General features: G+C 72.8%; 24 protein-coding genes and 1 tRNA gene. 16 read left to right on the top strand and 9 right to left on the bottom strand.

The features are described from left to right. Positions 1–96: 96 nt before the first annotated feature. On the top strand, positions 97–861 hold the full coding sequence (locus C2142_RS11895) for an NAD(P)H-binding protein (RefSeq protein ID WP_148642618.1): 765 nt from the start codon (positions 97–99) through the stop codon (positions 859–861). Between the two features lie 91 nt (positions 862–952). Continuing rightward, positions 953–1483, top strand: a complete 531-nt coding sequence (locus tag C2142_RS11890) for a hypothetical protein (RefSeq protein ID WP_148642617.1) — start codon at positions 953–955, stop codon at positions 1481–1483. Between the two features lie 34 nt (positions 1484–1517). On the opposite strand, the gene C2142_RS11885 is transcribed toward C2142_RS11890, so the two are convergent. Next, positions 1518–2126 carry a cysteine hydrolase family protein gene (locus C2142_RS11885; RefSeq protein WP_148642616.1) on the bottom strand — a complete coding sequence of 203 codons (609 nt, stop codon included), beginning with the start codon at positions 2124–2126 and terminating at the stop codon, positions 1518–1520. A gap of 71 nt (positions 2127–2197) precedes the next feature. On the opposite strand from C2142_RS11885, the gene C2142_RS11880 reads away from it, so the two are divergent. Then, positions 2198–3154: a helix-turn-helix domain-containing protein gene (locus C2142_RS11880; protein WP_148642615.1), complete on the top strand. Its 957-nt coding sequence runs from the start codon at positions 2198–2200 to the stop codon at positions 3152–3154. On the opposite strand, the gene C2142_RS11875 is transcribed toward C2142_RS11880, so the two are convergent. Further along, on the bottom strand, positions 3151–4164 hold the full coding sequence (locus C2142_RS11875; RefSeq protein ID WP_148642614.1) for a TetR/AcrR family transcriptional regulator C-terminal domain-containing protein: 1014 nt from the start codon (positions 4162–4164) through the stop codon (positions 3151–3153). The genes C2142_RS11880 and C2142_RS11875 overlap by 4 nt on opposite strands. Before the next feature lie 206 nt (positions 4165–4370). Between C2142_RS11875 and C2142_RS11870 the strand changes: the two genes are divergently transcribed. From C2142_RS11870 to C2142_RS11855, 4 genes are all read left to right on the top strand, one after another. Next, positions 4371–5483: an FAD-dependent monooxygenase gene (locus tag C2142_RS11870; RefSeq protein ID WP_148642613.1), complete on the top strand. Its 1113-nt coding sequence runs from the start codon at positions 4371–4373 to the stop codon at positions 5481–5483. 46 nt (positions 5484–5529) lie between these two features. Then, positions 5530–5682, top strand: coding sequence for a hypothetical protein (locus tag C2142_RS11865; RefSeq protein WP_153882775.1), 153 nt, complete (start codon positions 5530–5532; stop codon positions 5680–5682). Positions 5683–5831: 149 nt separating this feature from the next. Then, positions 5832–6467, top strand: coding sequence for a GNAT family protein (locus C2142_RS11860; protein WP_148642612.1), 636 nt, complete (start codon positions 5832–5834; stop codon positions 6465–6467). Between the two features lie 113 nt (positions 6468–6580). Then, on the top strand, positions 6581–7075 hold the full coding sequence (locus tag C2142_RS11855) for a cupin domain-containing protein (protein WP_148642611.1): 495 nt from the start codon (positions 6581–6583) through the stop codon (positions 7073–7075). 120 nt (positions 7076–7195) lie between these two features. Here the strand turns inward: C2142_RS11855 and C2142_RS11850 are convergent, their stop codons facing one another. Next, complete coding sequence (locus tag C2142_RS11850; protein WP_148642610.1) at positions 7196–7531, bottom strand: AzlD domain-containing protein; 336 nt, start codon at positions 7529–7531, stop codon at positions 7196–7198. After that, a complete protein-coding gene (locus C2142_RS11845) occupies positions 7524–8327 on the bottom strand; it encodes an AzlC family ABC transporter permease (protein WP_148642609.1) in 804 nt (267 codons plus the stop codon). The genes C2142_RS11850 and C2142_RS11845 overlap by 8 nt, the downstream gene beginning before the upstream one ends. A 63-nt stretch (positions 8328–8390) precedes the next feature. Between C2142_RS11845 and C2142_RS11840 the strand changes: the two genes are divergently transcribed. Continuing rightward, positions 8391–8849 carry an Lrp/AsnC family transcriptional regulator gene (locus C2142_RS11840; protein WP_148642608.1) on the top strand — a complete coding sequence of 153 codons (459 nt, stop codon included), beginning with the start codon at positions 8391–8393 and terminating at the stop codon, positions 8847–8849. Positions 8850–8915: 66 nt separating this feature from the next. On the opposite strand, the gene C2142_RS11835 is transcribed toward C2142_RS11840, so the two are convergent. After that, the gene (locus C2142_RS11835; RefSeq protein WP_148642607.1) at positions 8916–10706 is read right to left on the bottom strand and encodes an amidohydrolase; all 1791 of its coding nucleotides are present in this window, start codon (positions 10704–10706) and stop codon (positions 8916–8918) included. Positions 10707–10958: 252 nt separating this feature from the next. Beyond that, the gene (locus tag C2142_RS11830) at positions 10959–11429 is read right to left on the bottom strand and encodes an ATP-binding protein (RefSeq protein WP_148642606.1); all 471 of its coding nucleotides are present in this window, start codon (positions 11427–11429) and stop codon (positions 10959–10961) included. Positions 11430–11448: 19 nt separating this feature from the next. On the opposite strand from C2142_RS11830, the gene C2142_RS11825 reads away from it, so the two are divergent. The 6 genes from C2142_RS11825 to C2142_RS11805 all read left to right on the top strand — a co-directional run bounded on the left by C2142_RS11825 (position 11449) and on the right by C2142_RS11805 (position 16288). After that, on the top strand, positions 11449–12549 hold the full coding sequence (locus C2142_RS11825) for a helix-turn-helix transcriptional regulator (RefSeq protein WP_241002524.1): 1101 nt from the start codon (positions 11449–11451) through the stop codon (positions 12547–12549). Next, entirely contained in the window at positions 12512–12643 is a 132-nt protein-coding gene (locus C2142_RS39645) for a DUF397 domain-containing protein (RefSeq protein ID WP_241002523.1), read from the top strand. The genes C2142_RS11825 and C2142_RS39645 overlap by 38 nt, the downstream gene beginning before the upstream one ends. 78 nt (positions 12644–12721) lie before the next feature. Next, positions 12722–13189 carry a hypothetical protein gene (locus C2142_RS11820; RefSeq protein WP_148642604.1) on the top strand — a complete coding sequence of 156 codons (468 nt, stop codon included), beginning with the start codon at positions 12722–12724 and terminating at the stop codon, positions 13187–13189. A gap of 144 nt (positions 13190–13333) precedes the next feature. After that, positions 13334–14662, top strand: a complete 1329-nt coding sequence (locus C2142_RS11815) for an alpha/beta hydrolase (RefSeq protein ID WP_148642603.1) — start codon at positions 13334–13336, stop codon at positions 14660–14662. A gap of 92 nt (positions 14663–14754) precedes the next feature. Next, positions 14755–14838 (top strand) — tRNA-Leu (locus C2142_RS11810). 388 nt (positions 14839–15226) lie between these two features. After that, entirely contained in the window at positions 15227–16288 is a 1062-nt protein-coding gene (locus C2142_RS11805) for a M12 family metallopeptidase (protein WP_148642602.1), read from the top strand. A gap of 96 nt (positions 16289–16384) precedes the next feature. On the opposite strand, the gene C2142_RS11800 is transcribed toward C2142_RS11805, so the two are convergent. Next, positions 16385–17551, bottom strand: a complete 1167-nt coding sequence (locus C2142_RS11800; RefSeq protein WP_148642601.1) for a serine hydrolase domain-containing protein — start codon at positions 17549–17551, stop codon at positions 16385–16387. Between the two features lie 149 nt (positions 17552–17700). On the opposite strand from C2142_RS11800, the gene C2142_RS11795 reads away from it, so the two are divergent. Beyond that, positions 17701–18933 carry a histidine kinase gene (locus tag C2142_RS11795; RefSeq protein ID WP_148642600.1) on the top strand — a complete coding sequence of 411 codons (1233 nt, stop codon included), beginning with the start codon at positions 17701–17703 and terminating at the stop codon, positions 18931–18933. Further along, the gene (locus tag C2142_RS11790) at positions 18930–19631 is read left to right on the top strand and encodes a response regulator transcription factor (RefSeq protein WP_148642599.1); all 702 of its coding nucleotides are present in this window, start codon (positions 18930–18932) and stop codon (positions 19629–19631) included. Before C2142_RS11795 ends, C2142_RS11790 begins: the two co-directional genes overlap by 4 nt. Before the next feature lie 115 nt (positions 19632–19746). On the opposite strand, the gene C2142_RS11785 is transcribed toward C2142_RS11790, so the two are convergent. Together C2142_RS11785 and C2142_RS11780 are read right to left on the bottom strand one after the other, a co-directional pair. Beyond that, positions 19747–20574, bottom strand: a complete 828-nt coding sequence (locus C2142_RS11785; protein WP_148642598.1) for an alpha/beta hydrolase — start codon at positions 20572–20574, stop codon at positions 19747–19749. 59 nt (positions 20575–20633) lie between these two features. Continuing rightward, positions 20634–21845, bottom strand: a complete 1212-nt coding sequence (locus C2142_RS11780; RefSeq protein ID WP_148642597.1) for a helix-turn-helix domain-containing protein — start codon at positions 21843–21845, stop codon at positions 20634–20636. Positions 21846–21886 lie beyond the last annotated feature (41 nt).

Here is a 21886-nt window from a genome sequence, read left to right as displayed (position 1 = left end):
CGGGTCATGGCTGCAGAACCACCGAGTTGCAGAACCACGAAACTAACGGCTGCGGCCGGGAGATCAACTCCCGGCCGGGACGAACCGGAGACGATCATGACGAACGCTCCCATCCTGGTGACCGGCGGGACCGGAACCCTCGGCGGCCACGTCCTCCCGCTGCTGCGCGCCGCCGGCCGGGACGTGCGGGTGCTCACCCGCACCACGCGCCCGGCCGGGGACGGCGTCGCCTACGTGACCGGCGACCTGCTCAAGGACGAGGGGACCGACGAGGCGCTGGAGGGCGTCACGACCGTGCTGCACCTCGCCGGCGGCGCCAAGGGCGACGACGTGGCCACCCGGAACCTCGTACGCGCCGCCCGGCGGGCCGGGGTGAAGCACCTCGTTTACATCTCGGTCATCGGGGCGGACCGGCTGCCGATCGGCTACTTCCGGGCCAAGCTGGGCGCCGAACAGGCCGTCGCCGACTCGGGCGTGCCCTACACCACGCTGCGCGCCGCCCAGTTCCACGACCTGGCGCTGAAGGTGGCGGCGGGCATGGCCAAGCTGCCCGTCGTCCCGGCCCCGGGCGGGATCCGCTGGCAGCCGGTCGACGCGCGGGAGGTGGCGGCCCGGCTGGTGGAGCTGGCGCTCGACGCCCCGGCCGGCCACGTCCCCGACCTGGCCGGGCCGACGGTCTACCCGATGGGCGAGCTGGTCCGCGGCTACCTGAAGGCGCGCGGCAAGAGCCGGCCGATGCTGCCGGTCCGCGTTCCCGGCAAGGTCGGCCGCGCCTACCGGGCCGGCGACAACCTGACCCTCGCGGGCGCCGAGACGGGCCGGCGGACCTGGGAGGCCTTCCTGGCCGAGCGGGCGGCCTGAACGGGCGGCCTCGCCCGGGCGGGGGGCTTCAGCGGCCGGTGCGGCCGGGCGGGGCGCTGTCGTGTCGGTGACGGACCCTAAGGTGGCCGGCATGACGCACCCGCTGCTCGCCGCCGTCCGGCAGAACGCCGCCGCCCTCAACTACCTCTACTGGCCGGGGGACTTCGACCTCGACCGCACCGAGCACGTGGAGGCGGTCGTCCTCGCCTCGGGGGAGCCGCTGGAGCCGATCGCCGGGGACGGCTCGGGCGGTACGTACTTCCTCTGCGGGGAGGGCGGCGACGAGCGGCCCGTCCTCTACGCCGACTCCGAGGGCCGCGCCGCGCTGGTGGCGATCGGCCTGCCGGAGCTGGTCCGGCTGCTGCTGGCCGTCCCGTGGTGGCGGGACTGCCGGTGCTTCACGGCCGAGGAGAGCGCGGAGGCGGCGGAGGGCTACCTGGAGGACGAGCCCTTCCTGCTCGACGAACGGGACGCGGCGGCCGCCGCCCTCGGGATCGAACTCCCCACCGAGGAGGAGGCCCTGGCCCGGCTCCGGGAGGTGGCCACCGGGCCGGGGCCCGGCCGCGACATCGTGCTGCTCAACGCGGAGGAGGGCACCGCCTACGACGCGCTGTTCGGCTGAGCCGCCCGGTCCACCGGACGGCCGGGCCGGCCGGTCACGCCACGCCGACCGGCTGCGCCGCCGTCACCACGGCCTCGGTGGTGACCACCTTGGCGAACCGCATCGCGTGCAGCACCGTGCTGGTGGCGCGGGCGAGTTCGGCGGCGGGGACGGTGACGCCGTCGGGGCCGGTCATGTCGAAGGCGTGCATCGCGTCGGCCGGGAAGACCGCGTCGTACCCGAGGTTGCCGGCCATCCGCGCGGTGGTCTCGTTGCAGACGTTGGTGATGATCCCGACGATCACCACCTGCTTGGCGCCCCGCTGCTGGAGCCAGGCGTGCAGGTCGGGCGTGCCGTAGAAGGCGCTGTTGACCTGCTTGGTGATGTGCAGGGCCGGCTCGACCGCCGCCACGAAGTCCTTGAGCTCGTACCCCGGGGTGCCCGGCACGAGCGGGCCGGCCGTGGAGGCGTGCTGCACCGTCACGATCGGCCGCCCGGTGCTCTCCCAGACGTCGATCAGCTCGCCGATCCGCTGCTCGGCCCGGGGGTTGTCGCGCTCGCCCCAGAACGCGTGGTCCTCGAAACCCTTCTGGACGTCGATGACCACGAGGACGGCGTCGGAGTCGATGGTCAGGGGGGCGTCGAATGCGCTGGTGTTCGTCATGCGTTCATCGTGCCGGGGCCCGGGCACCCTCCGTGATGGGCGCTGCCGCCACCCATCGATAGTTTTCTGCCATGCGGATTGTGGGTTGCCTGATCTTCGACGGTGTCCGGGCGTTCGACTACGCGGTGATCGGGGAGGTGTGGTCGAACCGGCTCACCCGGCCCGGACTGCCCGGCTTCGAGCTGCGGGTCTGCGGTGCGGAGGGGGCGCGGGTGCGGCTCGGCGGCGGGCTGGAGCGGGTGCCGGACTTCGGGCTCGACGCGCTGCTGGAGTGCGACCTGATCATCGTGCCGGGGATGGAGATGAACGAGCCGCGCGACCCGGCCGTCCTGGCCGCGCTGCGGGCCGCCCACGAGCAGGGCGTGACCATCGCCTCGCTCTGCGCGGGCGCGTTCGTCCTCGCCGAGGCCGGTCTGCTGGACGGCCGCACCGCCACCACGCACTGGGCCCTCGCCGACGAACTGGCCCGCCGCTTCCCGGAGGTGGAGGTCCACCCGGAGGTGCTGTTCACCGGCGAGGGGGACCTCTGGACGTCCGCCGGGGTGGCGGCGGGCATCGACCTCTGCCTGCACCTGGTCCGCGCCGCCCACGGCCAGCAGGCCGCCGCCGCCATCGCCCGCACCATGGTCACCGCGCCCTTCCGGACCGGCGGCCAGGCGCAGTTCATCCCGTCCCCGGTCCCGGACGACGCCGTGGACGACACGCTGGCGTGCGCCCGCGCCGGGATCCTGGCCTCGCTGGACACCCCGTGGACGGTCCGCCGGATGGCCGGGCTGGCGCTGATGTCGGAACGTTCCTTCGCCCGCCGCTTCGTGGAGGCGACCGGTACGACGCCGCTGCGCTGGCTGCTGGAGCAGCGCGTGCTGGCGGCCCAACGCCTGCTGGAGGAGACGGATCTGCCGGTGGACACCGTCGCCGTCCGCTGCGGCTTCGGCTCGGCGGTGTCGCTGCGGCCCGCCTTCGTCTCCCGGGTGGGGGTGGCGCCGCGCGAGTACCGGCGCGCGTTCCGGGGGCGGGCGGCGAGTTAGCGGACCGTCCCGCCCGGTGGACCGGTGTGCTCCAAGCGCGGGGCCAGCCCGTCCAGCAGGTTGGCCAGGCCGAACTCGAAGAGGGCGTCCAGGTCCATGTCATAGCCGTCCGCCACGTCCGCCATCAGCCGGCTGAACACCGGGAACCGGCCCGAGTCGGCGAGCGCGCCCAGGGCGGGGAGCTGTCCGTCCATCCACTGGTCCTCGTCGACGCCGGTGGCGGCCCGGGCCTGGGCCTCGCGCTCCAGGTTGACGGCGATGCCCTCGATGTAGCTGTACAGCAGCACATGGGCGTGCAGCATGTCCGGCGTGGAGAGGCCGTGGCCGTCCAGTGCGGAGAGCGCCCATTCGGCGTGCGTCATCAGGTTGGGCAGCAGCAGCGGCCGGGTGACCGGGCTGAGCTGGGCCAGCCAGGGGTGGCGGCGGAACACCGACCAGAGCGTCCGGGCGCCGAGCTCCAGCCGGGCGCGCCAGCCGGCGGGCGGCTCGTCGGGGTAGGAGCCGTCGCCGAAGGCCGCGTCGGCCGTCAGCAGGACCAGCTCCTCCTTGCTGGTGACGTAGCGGTAGGGGGACATCGCGGAGACCCCGAGCCGGGCCGCCACGGCGCGCATCGAGACCGCGGCCAGCCCCTCGGCATCGGCCAGCTCCAGGGCAGCCCGGACGATCCGCTCCTGGCTCAACTCGCCGTCGGCGGCGACGGGTCGGGTCGGCCGGGTGGAAGCCGGGGTCGGAGCCGGGGCCGTGGCCCGGGCGGTGCTTCCGGCGGGGGCGGTTCCCGCGGCCGGGGCGGCGCCCGCCACGACGGTGCCGACCCGCGGGAGGGCCTCCACCAGGCCCTCCAGGCGCAGCACGGTGAGCGCCTTGGTGGCGGTGGCCAGGGCGACGCCCCAGTCCTGGGCGATCCGCCGGGTCGAGGGCACGCGCTCGCCGGGGGCCAGCTCCCTGGTGGTGATGCGCCGTCGCAGCTCGGCGGCGATGCGCTGGAAGGGCGGGTCCGTCTCCGGTGCCATGCTGCCGAACTCCTCGGAAGATATTTTTTCGCCGCCGTCTGCCCTGTACTAGCTCAGACCCTACCAGCGCGGATGCCTGTCACGAGCCTTCTGTACTAGGTCAGATGAGGCCTTCTGGCACTGGTGGGGGCCTTGCGGGGGTCTGAATTTACGTCGTACATTCACCATGCTTACAGCGTACAGACACAGCAACGGGGGAGCTCCTCATGAAGACCGTCCTCATCTCCGGCGGCGGCATCGCCGGCCACGCACTCGCCTTCTGGCTGCACCGTCAGGGCTTCGCCCCGACCGTCGTCGAGCTCGCCCCCGCCCCGCGCAGCGGCGGCCAGGCGGTCGACATCCGGGGCGCCGCCCTCGGCGTGATCGAGCGGATGGGCCTGACCGGGCGGGTCCGCGCCGTCCGCACCCGGATGCGCGGCATGTCCGTCCTCGACCCCGACGGCAACGAGGTGCACCGCTCCACCGAGGCCACCTTCAGCAGTGGCCGGCTCGACAGCGACGACGTCGAGCTGCTGCGCGAGGACCTCGTCGCGATCCTGCACGAACAGACCGCCGGGGACGTCGAGTTCATCCACGGTGACACCGTCACCGCCCTGCACGAGGACGAGCACGGCGTCCACGTCACCTTCGCGAACGGACGGCCCCGGACCTTCGACCTGGTGGTCGGCGCCGACGGCCTGCACTCCCGGGTCCGCAAGCTGGCCTTCGGCCCGGAGGAGCAGTTCCTGCGGTATCTCGGCACCCACATCGCCATCTTCAGTGCCGACAACTTCCTCGGCCTGGAGGACTGGCAGGTCTGGCACCGTGACGGCGACGCCGGCTACGGCGTCTACCCGGTGCGCGGCAACAGCGAGTTGCGGATCACCTTCGGGTACGGGAGCGAGGAGCCCACCGTCCGGGATGCCGGGCGGACCAGGCAGCTGGTCGCCGAGCGGATGGCGGCGCTGCGCTGGGAGGCCCCCCGGATGCTGGCCGCGCTGCACGGCGCCCCCGACTTCTACGCCGACGCGATGGCCCAGATCCACCTCGACCGCTGGTCCGCCGGCCGCACCGTCCTGCTCGGCGACGCCGGCTACTGCGCCTCGCCGCTCTCCGGCCAGGGCACCAGCCTCGCCCTGGTCGGCGCCTACCTGCTGGCCGACGAACTCGGCCGTGCCCGGGCCGCGGGGGAGGGCCACCGCGCGGCGTACGAGCGCTACGAGGAGCGGATGCGCCCCTTCGTCGCCCTCAACCAGGCACTCGCCACCGAGAACCCCGGCGGCCCGGCGGCGGAGGAGTCCGTCGAGCGGGCCAAGAACGCCGTCGAGCTGGACCGCTGAACCGGAGCCGCCAGGCTCCGCCACTCCTGATACGGCCGGCAACCGCATGCCCTGCCTGGACGCCGGCCTGGCCGAGGCGATGACGGAACGCCGCCCCCACACCCGGCTCGTGGTCCTCGACACCGACCACTTCGCCCACGACGGCGACCCGGCCGGCTTCGGGAAGGCCGTCCGCGAGTTCCTCGCCGGCCTCGGCTGACGGCGACCGCCGTACCGGCCGGGGGCCGTGGCGGGCGCACGGGACGACGGGGCGGGCCGGCGCGGCAAAACCGCGCGACAGCCCGGCGCGGGTTCTGGGACGCTACCGGGCTGGTGGCCGAGTGACGCGTGGGCAAGGAGTGGTGCACGGTGGGCGGGAAGCTCGAAGGACCGGTGCTGGAGGGCGCGTCGGTGCGCCTGGAACCGCTGGAGCACCGGCACGAGGCCGGCCTGGCCGCCGCGGCCGAGGAGGAGCGCGGCTCCTACGGCTTCACCTGGGTGCCGAGGGCCGGGGAGATCCGTGGCTACATCGACGCCCAGCTGGCCCGCGCCGCGGCAGGGGAGGTCGCCCCGTACGCGCAGGTGGACCGGGCGTCGGGCCGGGTCGTGGGCGCCACCGCCTACCTGGATCCGCGCCGTCTCCCGGACGACGGCCGGCTGTTCGCGGTCGAGATCGGCTACACCTGGCTCGCCGCCTCGGCGCAGCGCACCGGGATCAACCGCGAGGCCAAGTACCTGCTGTTCCGGCACGCCTTCGAGGAGTGGGGCGTGGGCCGCGTCGACCTGAAGACCGATGCCCGCAACGACCGCTCCCGCGCCGCGATCGAGGCGGCCGGGGCCCGCTTCGAGGGCGTCCTGCGGAACTGGGCCCGCTCCTGGGCCCCGGGCGAGGACGACCGCCTCCGTGACTCCGCGATCTTCTCGATCACGGCCAAGGAGTGGCCGGACCGCCGCGCCGCGCTGGAGCGGCGCCTCGGCGGACAGCCGGCGGCCCAGGCGAATTGACCCATGATTCTTCATCAGGAATGAACCAGATGAGTGGTCTTTCGCGGGCATAGAGTGGTGAACACAAGGCCGGGAGGGAACGCCGGAACGGCCGATGACCAGGGGAGACCATCATGAGCACCAACACGCTGAAGCCCGTCCTGACCCGCGCCTCCGAGGCCGAGACCACCAGTGACCCGAGCAGCACGATGACCCTGCTGGCGGACTGCGGCACTGACGGCAGCCCGATCACCAGCTACCGCTCGTCCTTCGCCAAGGGCGCGGTCGGGGCCCCGGCCCACTTCCACACCCGGGCCTCGGAGCTGTTCTTCGTCATCGGCGGCTCGCTCCAGGTGCTGGTGGACGACGAGGTGAAGGTGCTGAACGAGGGCGACTTCCTGCTCGTCCCGCCGCACACCCCGCACGCCTTCGCGGCGGCCCCGGGCTCCGAGGCCGACGTGCTGTTCACCTTCACCCCCGGCATGCCGCGCTTCGACTACCTGCGCCTGCTGGGCCGGGTGATGCGCGGCGAGGCGAGCCCGCAGGAGATCAAGGACTCCTCCGAGTTGTACGACAACCACTACGTGGACAGCCCGGTCTGGCGCGCGGCGCTGGAGGCGGCGAAGTAGGACGCCCCGGCGGGATCCGCAGGCGGGCCCCGGCCGACCGGCCGCCGGGGCCGGCCTGCGACGATGCCGGGCCGCGGAGCGGCCGTCGGGTCCGGGGGCGGTCGGCGGCGGTCAGCGCGGTCAGGGGTGGGCGAAGACCGTGCTCGCGAGGGCGACGTGCACGGCGGTGCCGCCGAGGATGCTCAGCACGGCGTTGCGCCGCCACAGGTGCAGGCCGAGCGTGGCGGCCAGGGCGAGGACGGTGGGCGCGGCGTAGGGCGGGCTGGTGAGGGGGAGGTCGCGCAGGGAGTAGACGGTGAGGATCACCATCACGCCGACCGGCATGCGGGCGCTCAGGTGGTGGAGCACGGCGCTGGCCCGCAGCGGGGCGAGAGCGGCGAAGGGGACGGCGCGCAGCCCCCAGGTGACGGCGGTCGAGACGCCGATGGCGGCGAGCAGGTAGGGCGTGTCAGGCACGGGCCGACTCCTTCGTGGCGGGCGTGCGGTGCTTCGCGACGGCGTAACGGGCCAGCAGTCCGGCGGTGAACAGCCCGGTGGCGGCGAGCAGCATCTGGTCGGGGAAGGTGAAGCGCGCCGCGAGCGCGCAGACCAGGGCCAGGACCGGGGTGGGGATGTCCCGGCGGGCGCGGTAGGCGTCGACGGTCAGGACGACGAACAGCGCGGTGAGCGCGAAGTCCAGCCCGACCAGCCGGGCGGGAACGAGCGCGCCGAACAGTGCGCCGGCCGTGGCGCCGACCACCCAGTAGGCCTGGCACAGCACCTGGAGCCAGATGATCCGCCGGCCGCTCCAGGACCGGGCGTCGGCGCCGGTGGTCAGCGCGTAGGCCTCGTCCGTCATGCCGAAGGTGCTGTACGCCTTGCCGAGGCGGCCGTTCACCCGGTGCAGGGGGAAGGACAGCGCGTAGAACACGTGCCGGAAGTTCACCAGGAACGCGGTCAGCGCGATCTGCGCGAGCGGGGTGACGGCGACGACGAGCCCCACGAGCAGGAATTCCAGCGACCCGGCGTAGACGAGGGCCGAGAACGCCGTGGCCCACCACCAGTCCAGGCCCGCGTGGACCACCAGCACGCCGAACGCGATGCCGAGCGGGAAGAGCCCCAGGCCCACCGAGCTGGAGTCCCGCACCGCCGCGAACAGGTCGGTCCGGGCCGTGGGCGTGGAGGCGGGGGTGGAGACGGGGGCGGGGTCGACGGCGGCGGGCGGGGGAGGGGAGTCGAGGCGCGGGAGCGTCCCGACGGGAGCGGAAGCCATACAGGAAATTCTAGGGCGAATTGCCCGTAATATGGTTTCCAATCATTGCCTTGGAGTCGCCCTGTGAGCAATAAAGACACACTCGATGCCATCGATCGTGAAATCTTGTTCCATCTGCGCCAGGACGGCCGGCTGACCAACGTGGAGCTGGCCAGGCGGGTCGGCCTGACGCCGCCGCCCTGCCTACGCCGGGTCAAGCGGCTGGAGGAGGCGGGGGTCATCGCGGGCTACCGGGCCCGGATCGACCCGGCGGCCGCCGGGCGCGGCTTCGAAGTGGTGGTCGCGGTCGAGATCGGCGTCAACGACCTCCAGACGGTGGAGGAGTTCGAGACGACGGTCGCCTCCTACGAGGAGGTGGTCGAGTTCCGCCGGCTGTTCGGCCGCCCCGACTACTTCGTCCGTGTCGCGGTCGCGGACCACGCGACCTACGAGACCTTCCTGACCGGAAAGCTCATGGGCCTGCCGGCGGTGGCGCGGGTCGACTCCCACCTGACCATGAAGAAGATCAAGACCGACGACTGAGGGCACGGGGCGGGGTCGCGGCCCTCGGCGCCGCGGCCCCCGGCGCTGCGACCCCCGGCGTAGGGGTCAGCAGCTGCAGTGCCAGTCGTGGTCGAGCGGCGGAGTCCGGTCCGGCGCGGGTGCGGGGTTGACGGTGCGTGGGGCGGCCGCGGGGTGGACGGTCCGGCCGGCCTTGAGGGTCTCGGCGACCTCGATGTGCTGGATCTCCTCCGGGTCGACCGTCACCGGGTTGGCGCTGAGGATCACCAGATCGGCGAGCTTGCCGACCTCGATGCTGCCCTTGCGGTCCTGCTCGTCGTACTGGTGGGCGGCGTTGATGGTGATCGAGCGGACGGCGTCCAGGGCGGACACGCACTGCTCCGGTCCGAGGACGACCTTGTCGGTGCGGGTGCGGCGGGTGACCTGGCTGGACAGGATGGCGATCGAGTTGGGCAGCGCCACCGGGGCGTCGTGGTGCGAGGTGTAGGCCATCCGCCGGTCGAGCGCCCAGCGCGCGGGGGAGATGTTCGCGGCCCGCTCCTCGCCGAGGACGGTCTTCCGGTACCAGTCGCCCCAGTAGAAGGTGTGCATCGAGAAGAACGACGGGATGATCCGGAGCAGCGCGAACTCGTTGATCTGGTCCTCGCGGGCGGTCTGCGCGTGGATCGCGACCGTGCGCCGGTCGCCGGGCCCGGCCTTCGCGGTGGCGGCCCTGACCGCGCCGATGAACTGGTCGATCGAGGCGTCCCCGTTGACGTGCGCGAGCACCTGCCAGCCCTTGGCGTACGCCGTGAGCACCTGCTGGAGGACGACGGCGTCGTCCTTGATGGCCGGGTAGCCGCAGTAGTCGTCCGGCTCGTTCCCCGGCGGCGTCTTGTACGGCTTGCTGAGCCAGGCCGTGCGCCCCTGCGGCGAACCGTCGAGGAACATCTTGACGCCCGCCGCCCGCACGCCGTTGACGTACTCCGGGCTCGCGCCGACCGGGTCCGTGCCCGGGTCCTTCTCCAGGGCGGCCGTGGCCTGGTCGGCGCGCGCGTAGGCGACGACGTCGATCTCGAACGGCACGGCGGCGGCGATCTCCCGCAGCGCGCCCAGATTCGTCAGGGTGGCCCCGCCCTCCTGGACGGTGGTGAAGCCGAACGCGGCCGCCGATGCCGCGCCCTTGCCGAACAGCCCGAGCTGCGCGGCCTGGGGGAGGCCCGCCAGCGCCGCGTCCGAGGCAGGCGAGAAGGCCGTCTCCTCCAGCACCCCGTTCGGCTCGCCGTGGGGCTCGGCGATGACGTCCTCCCACCGGCGGATGACCCCGCCCTCCGGGTCCTTGCGGTTCGAGTCGTAGCCGAGCAGCTCCAGCCCGAGGCTGTTGACCGCCCCCAGGTGGAAGGACTGGTGGATCGCCAGCACCGGCCGGGAGGTGGAGACCTCGTCCAGGTCCTTCCGGGTGGGGTGCTCCTTCTCCGCCAGCATCGCGTCGTCGTAGCCGAACCCGACGATCCACTCCGACTCCTGCCCGAGGTCGGTGCCCGCCCAGTCGCGCAGCTTCTGCTGCAGCGAGGCGATGGTGGTGACGTCGCCGTCCGGAGCGGCCAGCAGATTGGCGATGGTGGCCTGGAGGCCGATGCCGCCGAGGTGGCCGTGCGCGTCGATGAACCCGGGGAGCAGCGCCCGGCCTCCGAGGTCGCGCACCCTCGTCCGGGGGCCGCCCCAGCGGTCGACGGTCTCGGCGTGGTCGCCGACGAAGACGATGACGCCGTCCTTGACCGCGACCGCCTCGGCGGTGGGCGGCTCGGCGACGGTCACGATCTCGCCGCCGTGGAGGATGAGGTCGGCCTCCTCGTAGGGTGCTGGTGCCTCTGCTGCGGTCTGCCGGCGATCGGCCATGGTCGGGCTCCCCTTGCAACTGGATACGGTCGGTGGAGTCCCGACTACCCCGGGTGACCGGGTTCTGAACCCGACGGCGGCCCGTGTGAGCGGTCCGGAGCAACGGGCGGGGTGGCAGCCCTCAGCGCCGCCACCCCGCCCGGGACTTTGCGTCGGACGGGGTATCGGCGTGCGGTGGGTGGTTTGTTGAGCCAAACCCCACCTTGGGGGGAACGTGGTGCGAGCGGGGCCGGGGGCGTGCGCCGGGCGGGATCAGACGGCCACGGCGTCCCGGGTGCGGCCGAAGGCCACGTCGGTGAAGTCGGGAGCGGGGGCGACCAGCGCCCAGACGAGCTTGCCGATCCCACCCGCGCGCGGGCAGCAACCCCAGCGCTCGGCAAGCTCGTTGACGAGGAAGAGGCCACGGCCGCGCTCGTCGTCGGCGGCGGAGGCACGCACCGTCGGCCGGCCGGTGCCCGCGTCGTGCACCTCGATCCGGAGGCGGTCGGAGGCCAGCGCGAACCGGACCTCGACCAGGCGGTCCGGCGGTGCGTCGCTGTGCTGGACGGCGTTGGCGAACAGCTCGCCGAGCAGCAACTCGGCGGTGTCCGCGTACCGTTCGCCCTGCGGCATCCCGGCCAGGTAGGCGCGGAGCACCAGCCGCGCGAGCGGCGTGGAGGCGGGCCGGGAGTCGAACCGGGCCGCGAACTCGCGCGGCCGGTGGTGGGTGCGGGTCTCGGGCATGACGGGGCAACCTCCGGGCGTGACGGGGGAGCGGAAGCGGCTCGCAGCGGGGGCGTACGGCATCACGCTGCGCAAGCAAAGGATCGCGTTCCGGTATCAATCATCGCGGTGCGGAGATACGGTGACGGCCGATTCGGCGTGCTGGGAGATCGCGCCACGAAAGGGGACGGGGATGTCACATCGGAAGGGCCGCAAGGGACCGACCGCCAGTTCGGCTGAACTGTTCGGTGAGGAGCTGCGGTTCGCCAGGGAGGCGGCGGGCTACACGCAGGAGGAGCTCGGCAAACTCCTGCACTGCGACCGGACGGTGATCACCAAGTCCGAGGGTGGCAGGCGGAAGTTCCCGGCCGAGTTCCTGGAGGACGCGGACAAGCTGCTCGGCACCGGAGGCCTGCTCGTCCGGTTGTACGAGCGGGTTGATTGGCATGCGGAGGTCGAGCATCCCGACTGGTTCCAGAAGTACGTGGGACTGGAGGCCGAGGCAGTGGCGGTGAGGGTGTTCCAGTACTCGCGCATCAATGGCTTGTTGCAGTCCGAGGAGTATGCCCGCGCCATGTTCGCGACGGGAAAGGCAGGAGACCCCGATGTCATCGAGGAGCGGACGAGGGCCCGACTGAGCCGACAGCATCGCTTTTTCGAGCCCGACGGACCGCTCCTGCTTGCAGTTCTCCATGAGAGTGCCATTCGTTCTGTCGTCGGCAGCTCACGTGTCATGCGGATTCAGATGGAGCACTTGCTGTCGGTCGGCGAGCGGCGCAACATCAGCATTCAAGTTGCGCCTTACGACTGCGGCATGACCGAGCTTCCGCCGACCTCGATGATGCTTCTAGCCATGCCGGACGGCTCGGAATGGGTCTACTCGGAGAGCCTTGACCGAGGCCACTTCAGTGACTCACCGTCAATCGTCATGAACCATCGGCGTGACTATGATCTGCTCCGTGGGCATGTGCTCTCGGTAGGCGAGTCTCGCGAGTTGATCGCCGATGTGATGGAAGGCTTCCGGGATGAAGAGTATCGAGCTCGGTGCGGCCGCCTGGCGGAAGAGCAGCTACAGCGCATCCAACGGCGGCGAGTGCGTCGAGGTGGCCCCCGGATTCCCCGGCCTCGTCCCAGTGCGTGACTCCAAGGACCCCGACGGCCCCGCCCTGTTCTTCCCTGCCGCCTCCTGGCAGGCCTTCGTTGCCGGCGTCCGGGCTGGTGAACTCCCCTTCTAGGCTGCGGCCGGCCTTTGGCACGTCGCGCAGCAGGTGCCATGATCAGCCGACCGTTGGGCCTGATCGGGGGGTGTTTGCATGTTCGGCCTGAGGAGGCGCAAGACGCGCCGGGAGCTCCAGGGGCGCGAGCGGCCCCAGCAGCGGCGTGCCGTGACGATGGAGGAGCTGCTGATCATCGCGGGCGCCGAGGCGCGGGGACTTCGTGAGGCCGTGGAGGACGCCAGGGCCGACGTCGTCGTCCGCCGCGCGGAGCTGGACGCCGTGTACGCGCTCCGGGCGGGCGCGCCGAGGGCGGCGATCGACGAGGGCATCGCCGAACTCGAAAGGAGCCTCCAACCGTTCGATGCGGTGCTCGCCGACTTCGACCGGACGGAGGCGGCGCTCACGGCCGCCGTCACGCCCGACGACGAGTCGGAGGCGCTCCTGCCGCTCATCGATCTCTATGTGACGGGCGCTGAGACGCTCGCCGAGATCTCCGCCGCCTACCGCCGCCTGCTGGCCGCGTACTCCGGCGCGCTGGAGCGGGCCGACGCCTCGGACGATTAGCCGGTGCCGATCTGCCCCGGGGCGGGTTCCCCGGAGATTTTCGACCACTCTCCGTCGCGCCCCAAGCGCTGTCCGTAGTCGAGAGGCTACCTTCGCTCTGCGCGCGAACACGTCCCCTTCGTATCGGCAGAGGCGGTAGTAGTCATGGCACAGGAACCACGGATCGACGTTGCCCTCACCCTCCGGGAGGGCGGTGCGGAGCCCACGTCGGCCGAGCTGGTCGAGCTCGCCGACTCCCTGAAGCCCGGGGTCTGGTTCACCGCCCCGCTGGCCGGTGCGGGCGCGGGTGGGCGCAAGCCCGACTTCACCTGGGATCTGGTCGGCGCGCCCTACAAGGGCCGGGCCGCGGAGGGCAAGGCGGCCGTCTACCTCGCCAACCCGAAGTTCGGCCTCAACCGCCCGATCATCTTCGCGGACGGGTTCAGCTACGGCGAGAGCGACCTCCCCGGGCTGTTCGCCTACTTCAACATGCCCTACGACGGCAAGCCCGGCTTCTTCGACCAGCTGCTCAGGCAGGGCATGGACGTGATCGTGCTCGGCTTCACCGAGCGGCACACCCACATCCAGGCCAACGCCGAGGTCGCGATCGCCGCGATCCGGCGGACGATCCAGGAGCGCAAGAGCGACATCCCGCTGACCGTCGGCGGGGTGAGCATGGGCGGCATGATCACCCGCTACGCGCTCGCCAAGATGGAGGCCGAGCAGGCCGACCACGAGACCGCCACCTACCTCTCCTACGACACCCCGCACAACGGCGCCTGGATCCCGCTGATCCTCCAGCAGATGGCCTACTTCTTCGAGGACTACACCCCGGCCGGCCCGGACGGGGCCAAGCAGGCCGACCTGATCCGGAGCGAGGCGGCGCAGCAGCTGCTCTGGGCGTGGGTGGAGAACTCCAAGTACTCGGGCCCGGTGGCCACCGCCAGCCCGCTGCGCAAGGAGTTCCTGGAGGACCTGGCCCGGGTCGGGAACTTTCCCCAGCGCCCGCTCAAGCTCGGCGTCTCCAACGGGCGGCGCGACGGCGTCGGACTCCCGCTGCCGGCCGGCGAGGTCGCCTTCGACTGGCAGGCACTGGTCGCCAGTGCGACCGCGCGCTTCCAGCCCGAGCGGGGTGAGAAGCAGCCGATCGGCGGCATGCACCTCGGTCTGGCGATGCGCCGCAGCACCACGACCGAGGTCCCGGCGCTGGACAACGTGCCCGGCGGCACCCTGGACTCCTTCGGCAAGGTCGCGGACGCGCTGAAGGCGAAGATCAGCGAGGAGTTCCGCAGCGGCACCTTCGTGCCGGCCGTCAGTGCGGCGGCGCTGGACTTCGACCCGGTGCGGTGGAACGTCAACCCGCTGCTCTCCATCACCGATGCCGACCTCGACCGCGGCCACCTGGACGAGGTCGCGTTCGACACGGAGAACACCGAGCACAGCCACATCTCCGGCGTCCTGATCGACTGGATCGTCGAGCGCATCGCCCGCTGATCCGGCGGCGACGCGCCCGTCCCCGGGGGTGCCCCGGATATTGGTCAGGAGCACCCCCGTGGATGGGCTACGATTTACCTCATCACCCAGATGCGCGGGTGGCGGAATAGGCAGACGCGCTGGATTCAGGTTCCAGTGCCCGAAAGGGCGTGGGGGTTCAACTCCCCCCTCGCGCACAGCTGATGAGGCCGGTCGGTCCGACGAAAGTCGGATGGACCGGCCTCATTGCTTTTGGCGCTTTGGCGCTTAGACGCATTGGCGCTTTGGCGTGGTGGCGGCGCGCACGTCGGGCCCCGCGTGGCGACCCGGTCGCGGCTACCCGGCGGAGTGCTTCGATGACACGGCGTCGCGTAGTTGTCCGGCTGCGGAGAGTGGCCAATGGGGCGTCACGGTTCCCTCCGCCTCCGCGTTCTGATTCCTCGCCCCATCTGGACGCCGGTCGAGGGTTGTGGTACAGCCCGGACGGCGAGACGATGGTGGAAGTATTCCCAAGGCCCGACAGCCACCCCAGCCCTCCTCAACCGCCCGCGCTCGTAGGGCGGTTCGCAGATCGGAGGATTTCTCATGGCTGGTGGCAGGAAAGCGGCGGCCTATCCGGCGCCGAAGTACTGTTCGGTAAAACCCTCCGCCTCGCCCCCTCCGCGGTTAGACCTCGCCCCGGGCCGGGCCAGCGCGATACGCACCGTTCGGAAGAAGTGGCTGAACGGCACCGTCCTGCACTACTGCTTCCTCGACAGCGGCGGCGCCGACCGCCCGGCCGGTCAGCCGGACGCCGTCCGCGGCGCCGTCGACGAGTGGAAGGGACTCGGCATCGGCCTGGACTTCCAGGAGGTGGACGACCGCTCGGAGGCCGAGGTCCGGATCAGTTTCAAGGGGGACAAGTCCGAGTCCGCCGTGGGCCGGGACGTGCTGCAGGTCCCCCGCAGCCAGCCCACCACCAGCTACGGCTGGGACCTGACGGACGACTCCGGCCATGCCACCGCGCTGCACGAGCTCGGGCACGTCCTGGGCTTCGAGCACGAACACCAGAACCCGAACGCCGGTATCGAATGGGACGACGAGGTGGTCTACGCGGCCCTCGCCCAACCCCCCAATGCGTGGGACCGGGCCACGACCTTCGACAACATCATCCGCAAGCTGGACCCAGCCGAGGTTGAGGGCTCGACCTTCGACAAGGACTCGGTTATGGAGTACGCCATCTCGCCCGGATGGATCCGCCGGCCGAAGCAGCTCCGCCTCCAGGGCATTCGCGAGCCGCTGTCGCTGTCGGCGACCGACAAGGAGGAGGTTCTGGCCTGGTACCCGGCGCTTGTGGCCCGGCCCCGCGCCCTGACACCCCACGAAGCCGTCATGCTGCCGACGCGGACCGGTGCTCAGGCCGACTTCGCGATCGCACCGACCGAGACCCGCAAGTACGTCATCGGCACCTTCGGGGACGCCGATGTGGTGATGGCCCTGTTCGAGCGGATCAACGGTGAGCTGCGGTACGTCACCGCCGAGGACGACAGCGGCCAGGACCGCAACGGCCGCCTGGGCGTCAAGCTCTTCAAGGGGCGCAGCTACCTCGTACGGGCGCGCGTCTACTCCGCCTGGGGCGCGGGCGAGGCGGCACTGATGCACTGGTGACGTCCGGCCCGGGAGGGACGGGGCCGGCCCGACGGCGGGCCGCACCGCCGGAGCGGACCGGTCGTCCGCTCCGGCGGCCCTGGTGCGGCGCGTGGTTCAGCGGCAGAGGGCCGTGTCCACGACCTTCTCCAGGTGCTTGGTGACGGCGTAGTCGTCCGGGATGCTGGTCAGCGCGATGTTGGCGGCGCGGCCGTCGTCGGTGACCCCGCCCCGGGTCTCGTAGCCCGGGATGTCGCCGCCGTGGCCCCAGTAGACGCCGCCGCACGACAGCGGCCTGCTCATGATGCCCAGCCCGTAGCCGGCGCCGCTGTCCCCGACGGGGACGGTGGTGCGCATCTGGGCGAGCTGGGCGTCCGGGAGGAGCTCACCGGCCAGGAGGGCGCTGAAGAACCGGTTGACGTCGGAGTTGGTGGAGATCATCTGACCGGCCGCCCAGCCCGCGGAGGGGTCGATCTCCGTGTAGTCGCGCAGTGGTGTGTCCGCCGAGTCCTTCTGGTAGCCCTTGGGGTGGGCTTCCCGGATGGTCATGTCACCGGAGGCGGGGAAGTAGGTGTGCCGCAGCCCGATGCGCTGGACGATGCGCCGGTCCACCTCCTCGGCGAGCGGCCGGCCGGTGACCTTCTGGGCGATCAGGCCGGCCACCACGTAGTTCGTGCTGCTGTAGGCCCAACCCTTCCCGGGGGCGAAGACGGCCTTCTGCCGGAACGCGATGTCGAGGAGGTCGCGGGGTTCGAGGTACCGGTGCTGACGGATGTCCTCGTCGACGAGGCTCTCGTAGTCGGGGAGTCCGGCGGTGTGCTGGAGGAGCTGACGGACTCTGATGTCCCGCCCGTCCATCCCCTCTCCCCGGACGATGCCGGGCAGGTAGGTGTCGACCGTGGCGTCGAGGTCGACCTTCCCCTCACCGACCAGTTGCAGCACGACGACCGCGGTGAACGTCTTGGTGTTGCTGCCGATCCGCACCTGGCCGTCCCTGGGCACCTTGGAGCCGGTGGCCAGGTCGCCCACCCCCGCGGTGTAGGTGCGGGTCCGGCCATCGAGGTCCCGGACGCTCGCCAGCGCGGCGGGCAGGCCGTCGTCCTGCACCAGCGCGGTCAGGCCCTGCTGGACGGTGTCCGGCCCGGAGGCGGCGGACGCGGCGGGCGGTGCCAGGGCGCCCGCCGTCATGACGGCGACGGCCACCGCGGCCGCCGCTGCCACGGCACGGCGCCGGCCGGCCCGCCGGCGCCGGGGGATCGACATGTGGGAAGTCCGCTCACGCATGGGTCAACTCCTGGGAATCGTCGGGAACTCACTGCTCTGGCCGAGATCCTGACGGCCGGGGCCCCGGACGCACATCGCGGAAAGGCGGGAGAAACCGCTCCCTCGATCGGGGGAGGCCGCCCGTGACCTGCGCGGCCATACTGGCGATCATGATCAGGGGAATCCGGCCGCTGCTGCGCGGCTCCACGTACACGGGTGTGCTGTTCGCCTTCTGCGGCGCGTTGGCGAGCCTTCCGCTGCTGCCCTTCGCGCTCGTGCCGGCGCTGATGTGGCGGTCCGGTCCGGAGGGGGCGCAGATCGTTCTCGTCCTGCTGGTCTGGGCGGCACTGACCGCCGCGGTCGGGCTGCCCCGCACCACGCGGCGGGTGCTGGTCGTGTCCGCCCGCCGGCTGCTGGGCGTGCCGCTGCCGGCCCCGGCGGCGGCCGCGGAGGCCCGGGCCGACCGCTGGCGGACCCCCCTCTGGCTGCTGCTGCACGTGGCACTGGGGTGGACGGGGGCGCTGCTGGGCGGCCTGCTGTTCGCCCTGGGCCTGAGCCTCCCGGGGGGCTGGCTCCGTGGTGAGGTGCGGCTGAGCCTGTTCGGCCGGTCGGTGCGGGTGGAGGGCGGCTGGCAGAGCTGGGCCCTGGCGCTCGGGTGCCTGCTGATGGCGGCGGCGGTCTGCGTGGGGGTGACGTACGCCCTGCGGTGGCTGGCACCGCGGCTGCTGGGACCGTCGGCGGCCGAACGGCTCGCGCTGGCGGCCGAGCGGGAACTGCTGCTGGCCGAACGCAACCGCCTGGCTCACGAGTTGCACGACTCGATCGGGCACACGCTGACGGCGGCCACGATCCAGGCCGCGGTGGCGGGCGAGGTGCTCTCCGCCGACCCGGCGGCGGCGCGGGCCGCCATGCGCAGCATCGAGGAGTCGGCCCGGGCCGCGCTGGAGGACCTGGACTACGTGCTGGGCGTGCTGCGCGAGGAGGAGGCGGGGACGGCGCCGGTCCGGACCCTGGCCGACCTGCCCGAGCTGCTGGACCGGCTGCGGCACGCGGGCGCGGTGGTGGAGCCGGAGCTGTCGGGCGAGTTGGCGCAGGTACAGGGGACGCTCTCGCGGGCGGCGTACCGGATCCTTCAGGAGGGGCTGACGAACGCGCTGCGGCACGGGGCGGGCGGCCCGATCGAGGTCCGGGTGGCGGCCGGGCCGGACGGTCTGGAACTCGGTGTGGTCAACCGGACCGGTGCGGGGGCGGGTGCGGGCCGGGGGGCGTTCCCGACGTCCGGGCACGGTCTGCCCGGGCTGGCCGAGCGGGTGCGGCTGCTGCACGGTGAGATCGAGGTCGGCCCGGACGGGCCGCAGCGGTGGCGGCTGGCGGTCCGGCTGCCGGTGCGGTTGTCGGCATGACGGGCCCTGACACGGGCCCTGACACGGGCCGGGACGCGGGCACCCCCGTCACGCTCCTGATCGCCGACGACGACGAGGTGACCCGCAGCGGTCTGCGCCTGCTGCTCGCGGCGCAGCCGGGGATCGCGGTGGTCGGGGAGGCCGCCGACGGTGTCGAGGCGGTCGAGCAGGCGCTGCGGCTGCGGCCGGACGTGGTCCTGATGGATGTCCGGATGCCGCGGCGCAACGGGATCGAGGCCACCCGGCAGCTGCTCGCCGGGACGGCCGAACCGCCGAAGGTCGTGGTGATCACCACCTTCGAGAACGACGGCTACGTCACCGCCGCGCTCAGCGCGGGGGCCAGCGGGTTCGTGCTCAAGCGGCGGCCGGTCCGGGAGGTTGCGGAGGCGGTGCGGGTGGCGGCGGCCGGGGAGGCGATCCTGTTCCCGGCGGCGCTGCGCCGGATGGTCTCCGCCCGCCCGCTGGACTCCGCCGAGGCCCTGCCGAAGGCCGCGCTGACCGTCCGGGAGGAGGAGGTGCTGCGGCTGATGGCCACCGGCCTGTCCAACCCGGAGATCGCGGACTCGCTCGTGGTGAGTCTGGAGACGGTGAAGACGCACGTCGGGAACGTGCTGTCCAAGCTCGGCGCGCAGAACCGGACCCACGCGGTGGTGATCGCGTACGAGTCCGGCCTGGTGGTGCCGGGGTTCGCCGGCTGACGGGCGGACAGACGGACAGCGGGCGGGCGGACGGACGGCCCGACGGCCGGCCCCGGTGCGTGTCCGGGCGCCGGCGCGCCGCGGGGGACACCGCCGGGGCGGCCGGCCGGGGCCCTCAGCCCAGGAACGCCGCCGTGGTGGCGACGAAGCGTTCGGCGTCGTCCACCCAGGGGTTGTGGCCCGCGCCCGGCTGCTCGGCGTACTCGGCGCCGGGGAACAGCGCGGCGACCCCGGCCATCGCCGGCGGCGGGCTGTTGAGGTCGAACTCCCCGGCGAGCACCAGCACCGCGCCCTTCCAGCCGGCGAGCGCCGCACGGGTGGCCTCCGGGTCGAAGGCGCCGTCGGCCCCGAAACCGGTGGCCGCCGCCGGGTTGTCCGGCTGCGTCGTTGCATGGTGCTGTTGCGCGGCGGCGTCCCAACGGCCGTAGGCGAAGGGGGCGATGGCCTCCCAGTCGCTGCCGGTGCCCGCGACGATCGCGCCGAGTGCCGCGGAGGCGGCCGGGAACCAGGGCTCGCCCGCCCGCCGCCGGGCGGCGTCCTGCCGCATCTCCCCGGTGACGTCGACGCCGACCGCCCGGGTGCTGGGCGTGATCAGGGCGAGCCGGCCGACGCGCTCCGGGTGCCGGGCCACGTACTGGACGGCCAGGTTGGCGCCCGCGCAGTGGGCGAGCAGGTCGAACCGTGCGAGCCCCAGGTGCGCGCGCAGCGCCTCGACGTCGTCGACCATGCGGTCGCAGCGGTACGACGAGGCGTCGGCCGGGACGGCGGAACGGCCGGTGCCGCGCGGGTCCAGCACGATCAGCCGGCGGTGCGCGGAGAGGCCGCCGAGCTCGCCGAGGTAGGCGGAGTCCGTGGGGCCGCCGGGGAGGCAGACGAGCGGCTCGCCGTCCCCGTGGACACGGTAGGAGAGCAGGGTGCCGTCGGGCGCGGGGAAGGTGGGCATGGTGTTGATCATGTCAGCGGAGCGGTCGGCCGGACAACCGCACGGGGCACGGGAGGACCTCACCCGCGCGGCTCCGCGGTGGAGGCGGCGGAAGGGGCCGGGAACGACCGTGCCGCGCCGAGGCGGTGGGCACGGAGCGCCGCGTAGAGCTCGGCGGCGTCGGCCGGGCGGGTGGGGGTGCGGCCGGTGAGCTCGGCGATCCTCGACAGGCGGTAGAGGACGGTGTTGCGGTGGCAGTGCAGGCGGCGGGCGGCCTCCGCGGTGGAGCCGTCGGCGGCGAACCAGGCGTCGAGGGTGGCGAGCAGGGCGCGGCCGCCGTCCTCGCCGGCGAGCAGGGGACCGAGGACGTCGGCGCCGAGTTCGGCGGCGGACGCGGGATGCGCGGCGAGCAGGGCGTCGATCGGCGCGGTGCCGTGGCAGTGCACGCCGGTGCCGGACCGGGGCACGCACTCCAGGGCGATCCGGGCCTGCCGCAGGGCCTCCGGCGCGCCGGCCGGGGAGGTGAACGGGCGGCTGACGCCGACCCTGGCGGCGGCCGGGCCGAGGACGCGGAGGGTGGCCGCGGTCTCCGACTCGCCGGTCTGGGCGAGCAGGCCGAGCCGTTCGCCCAGTTCGGTGGTCCACACGGACGGCACGTGCAGGGCCGCCAGCCGGGCGGCGATGCCGGGCAGCGGGTCCGCGCCGTCCGGGCCGAGTTCGCCGACGACCACGCGGTACGACGCGTGGTCCGGCAGGCCCAGGGCGCGCGGGAGGCCGGTGGCGCGCGACGTGCCCTCGAAGACGCCGAGCAGCATGATCCGGCGGGCCGCCTCCTCCTGGCGCTCCCGGTCGTCGGCCACCTGGCGGTAGGCCTCGGTCGCGGCGGTGGAGAAGCGGTCCAGCACGGCCCAGAAGCGCGAGGACCGCTGCAGCAGCGTGGTGGCCTGGGCGCCGGTGCCGGCGCGGGCGATGGCCCACTCCCAGATCTCCAGCCCGCCCAGCCGGAAGGCGTGCAGCAGCGCCGGCAGCGGCACGCCGTGCTCGGCCTTGACCCGGCCGGTCCAGCGGGCGGTCTCGTCGCCGTCGTCCGGACCGCCGGACTCCGCGCGCAGCACGGCCTCGATGTTGGCGCGGACGAGGGCGCGGAGCAGGTCCGGGGGCAGCCGGTTCTCGACGTAACCGGCCTCGTCCGCGGCGATCTTGCGGACGGTCTCGTCGGTGAGGTCCTCGACCGAGGCGAGGATCTCGGCGAACACGTCGTCGAGCTGTGCGGTGTCTCGCAGGGCGCCCATGCGGTCACCGTACCCGCCGCCGGTGCCGGCTCGACTGTGCG

Source organism: Streptomyces sp. CB01881, from assembly GCF_002953255.1.
In the GTDB taxonomy this organism is placed as follows: Bacteria; Actinomycetota; Actinomycetes; order Streptomycetales; family Streptomycetaceae; genus Kitasatospora.
Note: the sequence above shows the minus strand (reverse complement) of the source record. Positions and strands in the feature narration are given on the sequence as shown.

Coding starts and splice junctions, on each gene's coding strand:
- C2142_RS11895 (WP_148642618.1), top strand. CDS start 97: ATGACGAACGCTCCCATCCTGGTGACCGGCGGGACCGGAACCCTCGGC.
- C2142_RS11800 (WP_148642601.1), bottom strand. CDS start 17,551: ATGCGTGAGCGGACTTCCCACATGTCGATCCCCCGGCGCCGGCGGGCC.
- C2142_RS11835 (WP_148642607.1), bottom strand. CDS start 10,706: ATGGCCGATCGCCGGCAGACCGCAGCAGAGGCACCAGCACCCTACGAG.
- C2142_RS11845 (WP_148642609.1), bottom strand. CDS start 8,327: ATGGCTTCCGCTCCCGTCGGGACGCTCCCGCGCCTCGACTCCCCTCCC.
- C2142_RS11870 (WP_148642613.1), top strand. CDS start 4,371: ATGAAGACCGTCCTCATCTCCGGCGGCGGCATCGCCGGCCACGCACTC.
- C2142_RS11830 (WP_148642606.1), bottom strand. CDS start 11,429: ATGCCCGAGACCCGCACCCACCACCGGCCGCGCGAGTTCGCGGCCCGG.
- C2142_RS11795 (WP_148642600.1), top strand. CDS start 17,701: ATGATCAGGGGAATCCGGCCGCTGCTGCGCGGCTCCACGTACACGGGT.
- C2142_RS11790 (WP_148642599.1), top strand. CDS start 18,930: ATGACGGGCCCTGACACGGGCCCTGACACGGGCCGGGACGCGGGCACC.
- C2142_RS11875 (WP_148642614.1), bottom strand. CDS start 4,164: ATGGCACCGGAGACGGACCCGCCCTTCCAGCGCATCGCCGCCGAGCTG.
- C2142_RS11855 (WP_148642611.1), top strand. CDS start 6,581: ATGAGCACCAACACGCTGAAGCCCGTCCTGACCCGCGCCTCCGAGGCC.
- C2142_RS11815 (WP_148642603.1), top strand. CDS start 13,334: ATGGCACAGGAACCACGGATCGACGTTGCCCTCACCCTCCGGGAGGGC.
- C2142_RS11820 (WP_148642604.1), top strand. CDS start 12,722: ATGTTCGGCCTGAGGAGGCGCAAGACGCGCCGGGAGCTCCAGGGGCGC.
- C2142_RS11885 (WP_148642616.1), bottom strand. CDS start 2,126: ATGACGAACACCAGCGCATTCGACGCCCCCCTGACCATCGACTCCGAC.
- C2142_RS11785 (WP_148642598.1), bottom strand. CDS start 20,574: ATGCCCACCTTCCCCGCGCCCGACGGCACCCTGCTCTCCTACCGTGTC.
- C2142_RS11805 (WP_148642602.1), top strand. CDS start 15,227: ATGGCTGGTGGCAGGAAAGCGGCGGCCTATCCGGCGCCGAAGTACTGT.
- C2142_RS11880 (WP_148642615.1), top strand. CDS start 2,198: ATGCGGATTGTGGGTTGCCTGATCTTCGACGGTGTCCGGGCGTTCGAC.
- C2142_RS11865 (WP_153882775.1), top strand. CDS start 5,530: ATGCCCTGCCTGGACGCCGGCCTGGCCGAGGCGATGACGGAACGCCGC.
- C2142_RS11890 (WP_148642617.1), top strand. CDS start 953: ATGACGCACCCGCTGCTCGCCGCCGTCCGGCAGAACGCCGCCGCCCTC.
- C2142_RS11780 (WP_148642597.1), bottom strand. CDS start 21,845: ATGGGCGCCCTGCGAGACACCGCACAGCTCGACGACGTGTTCGCCGAG.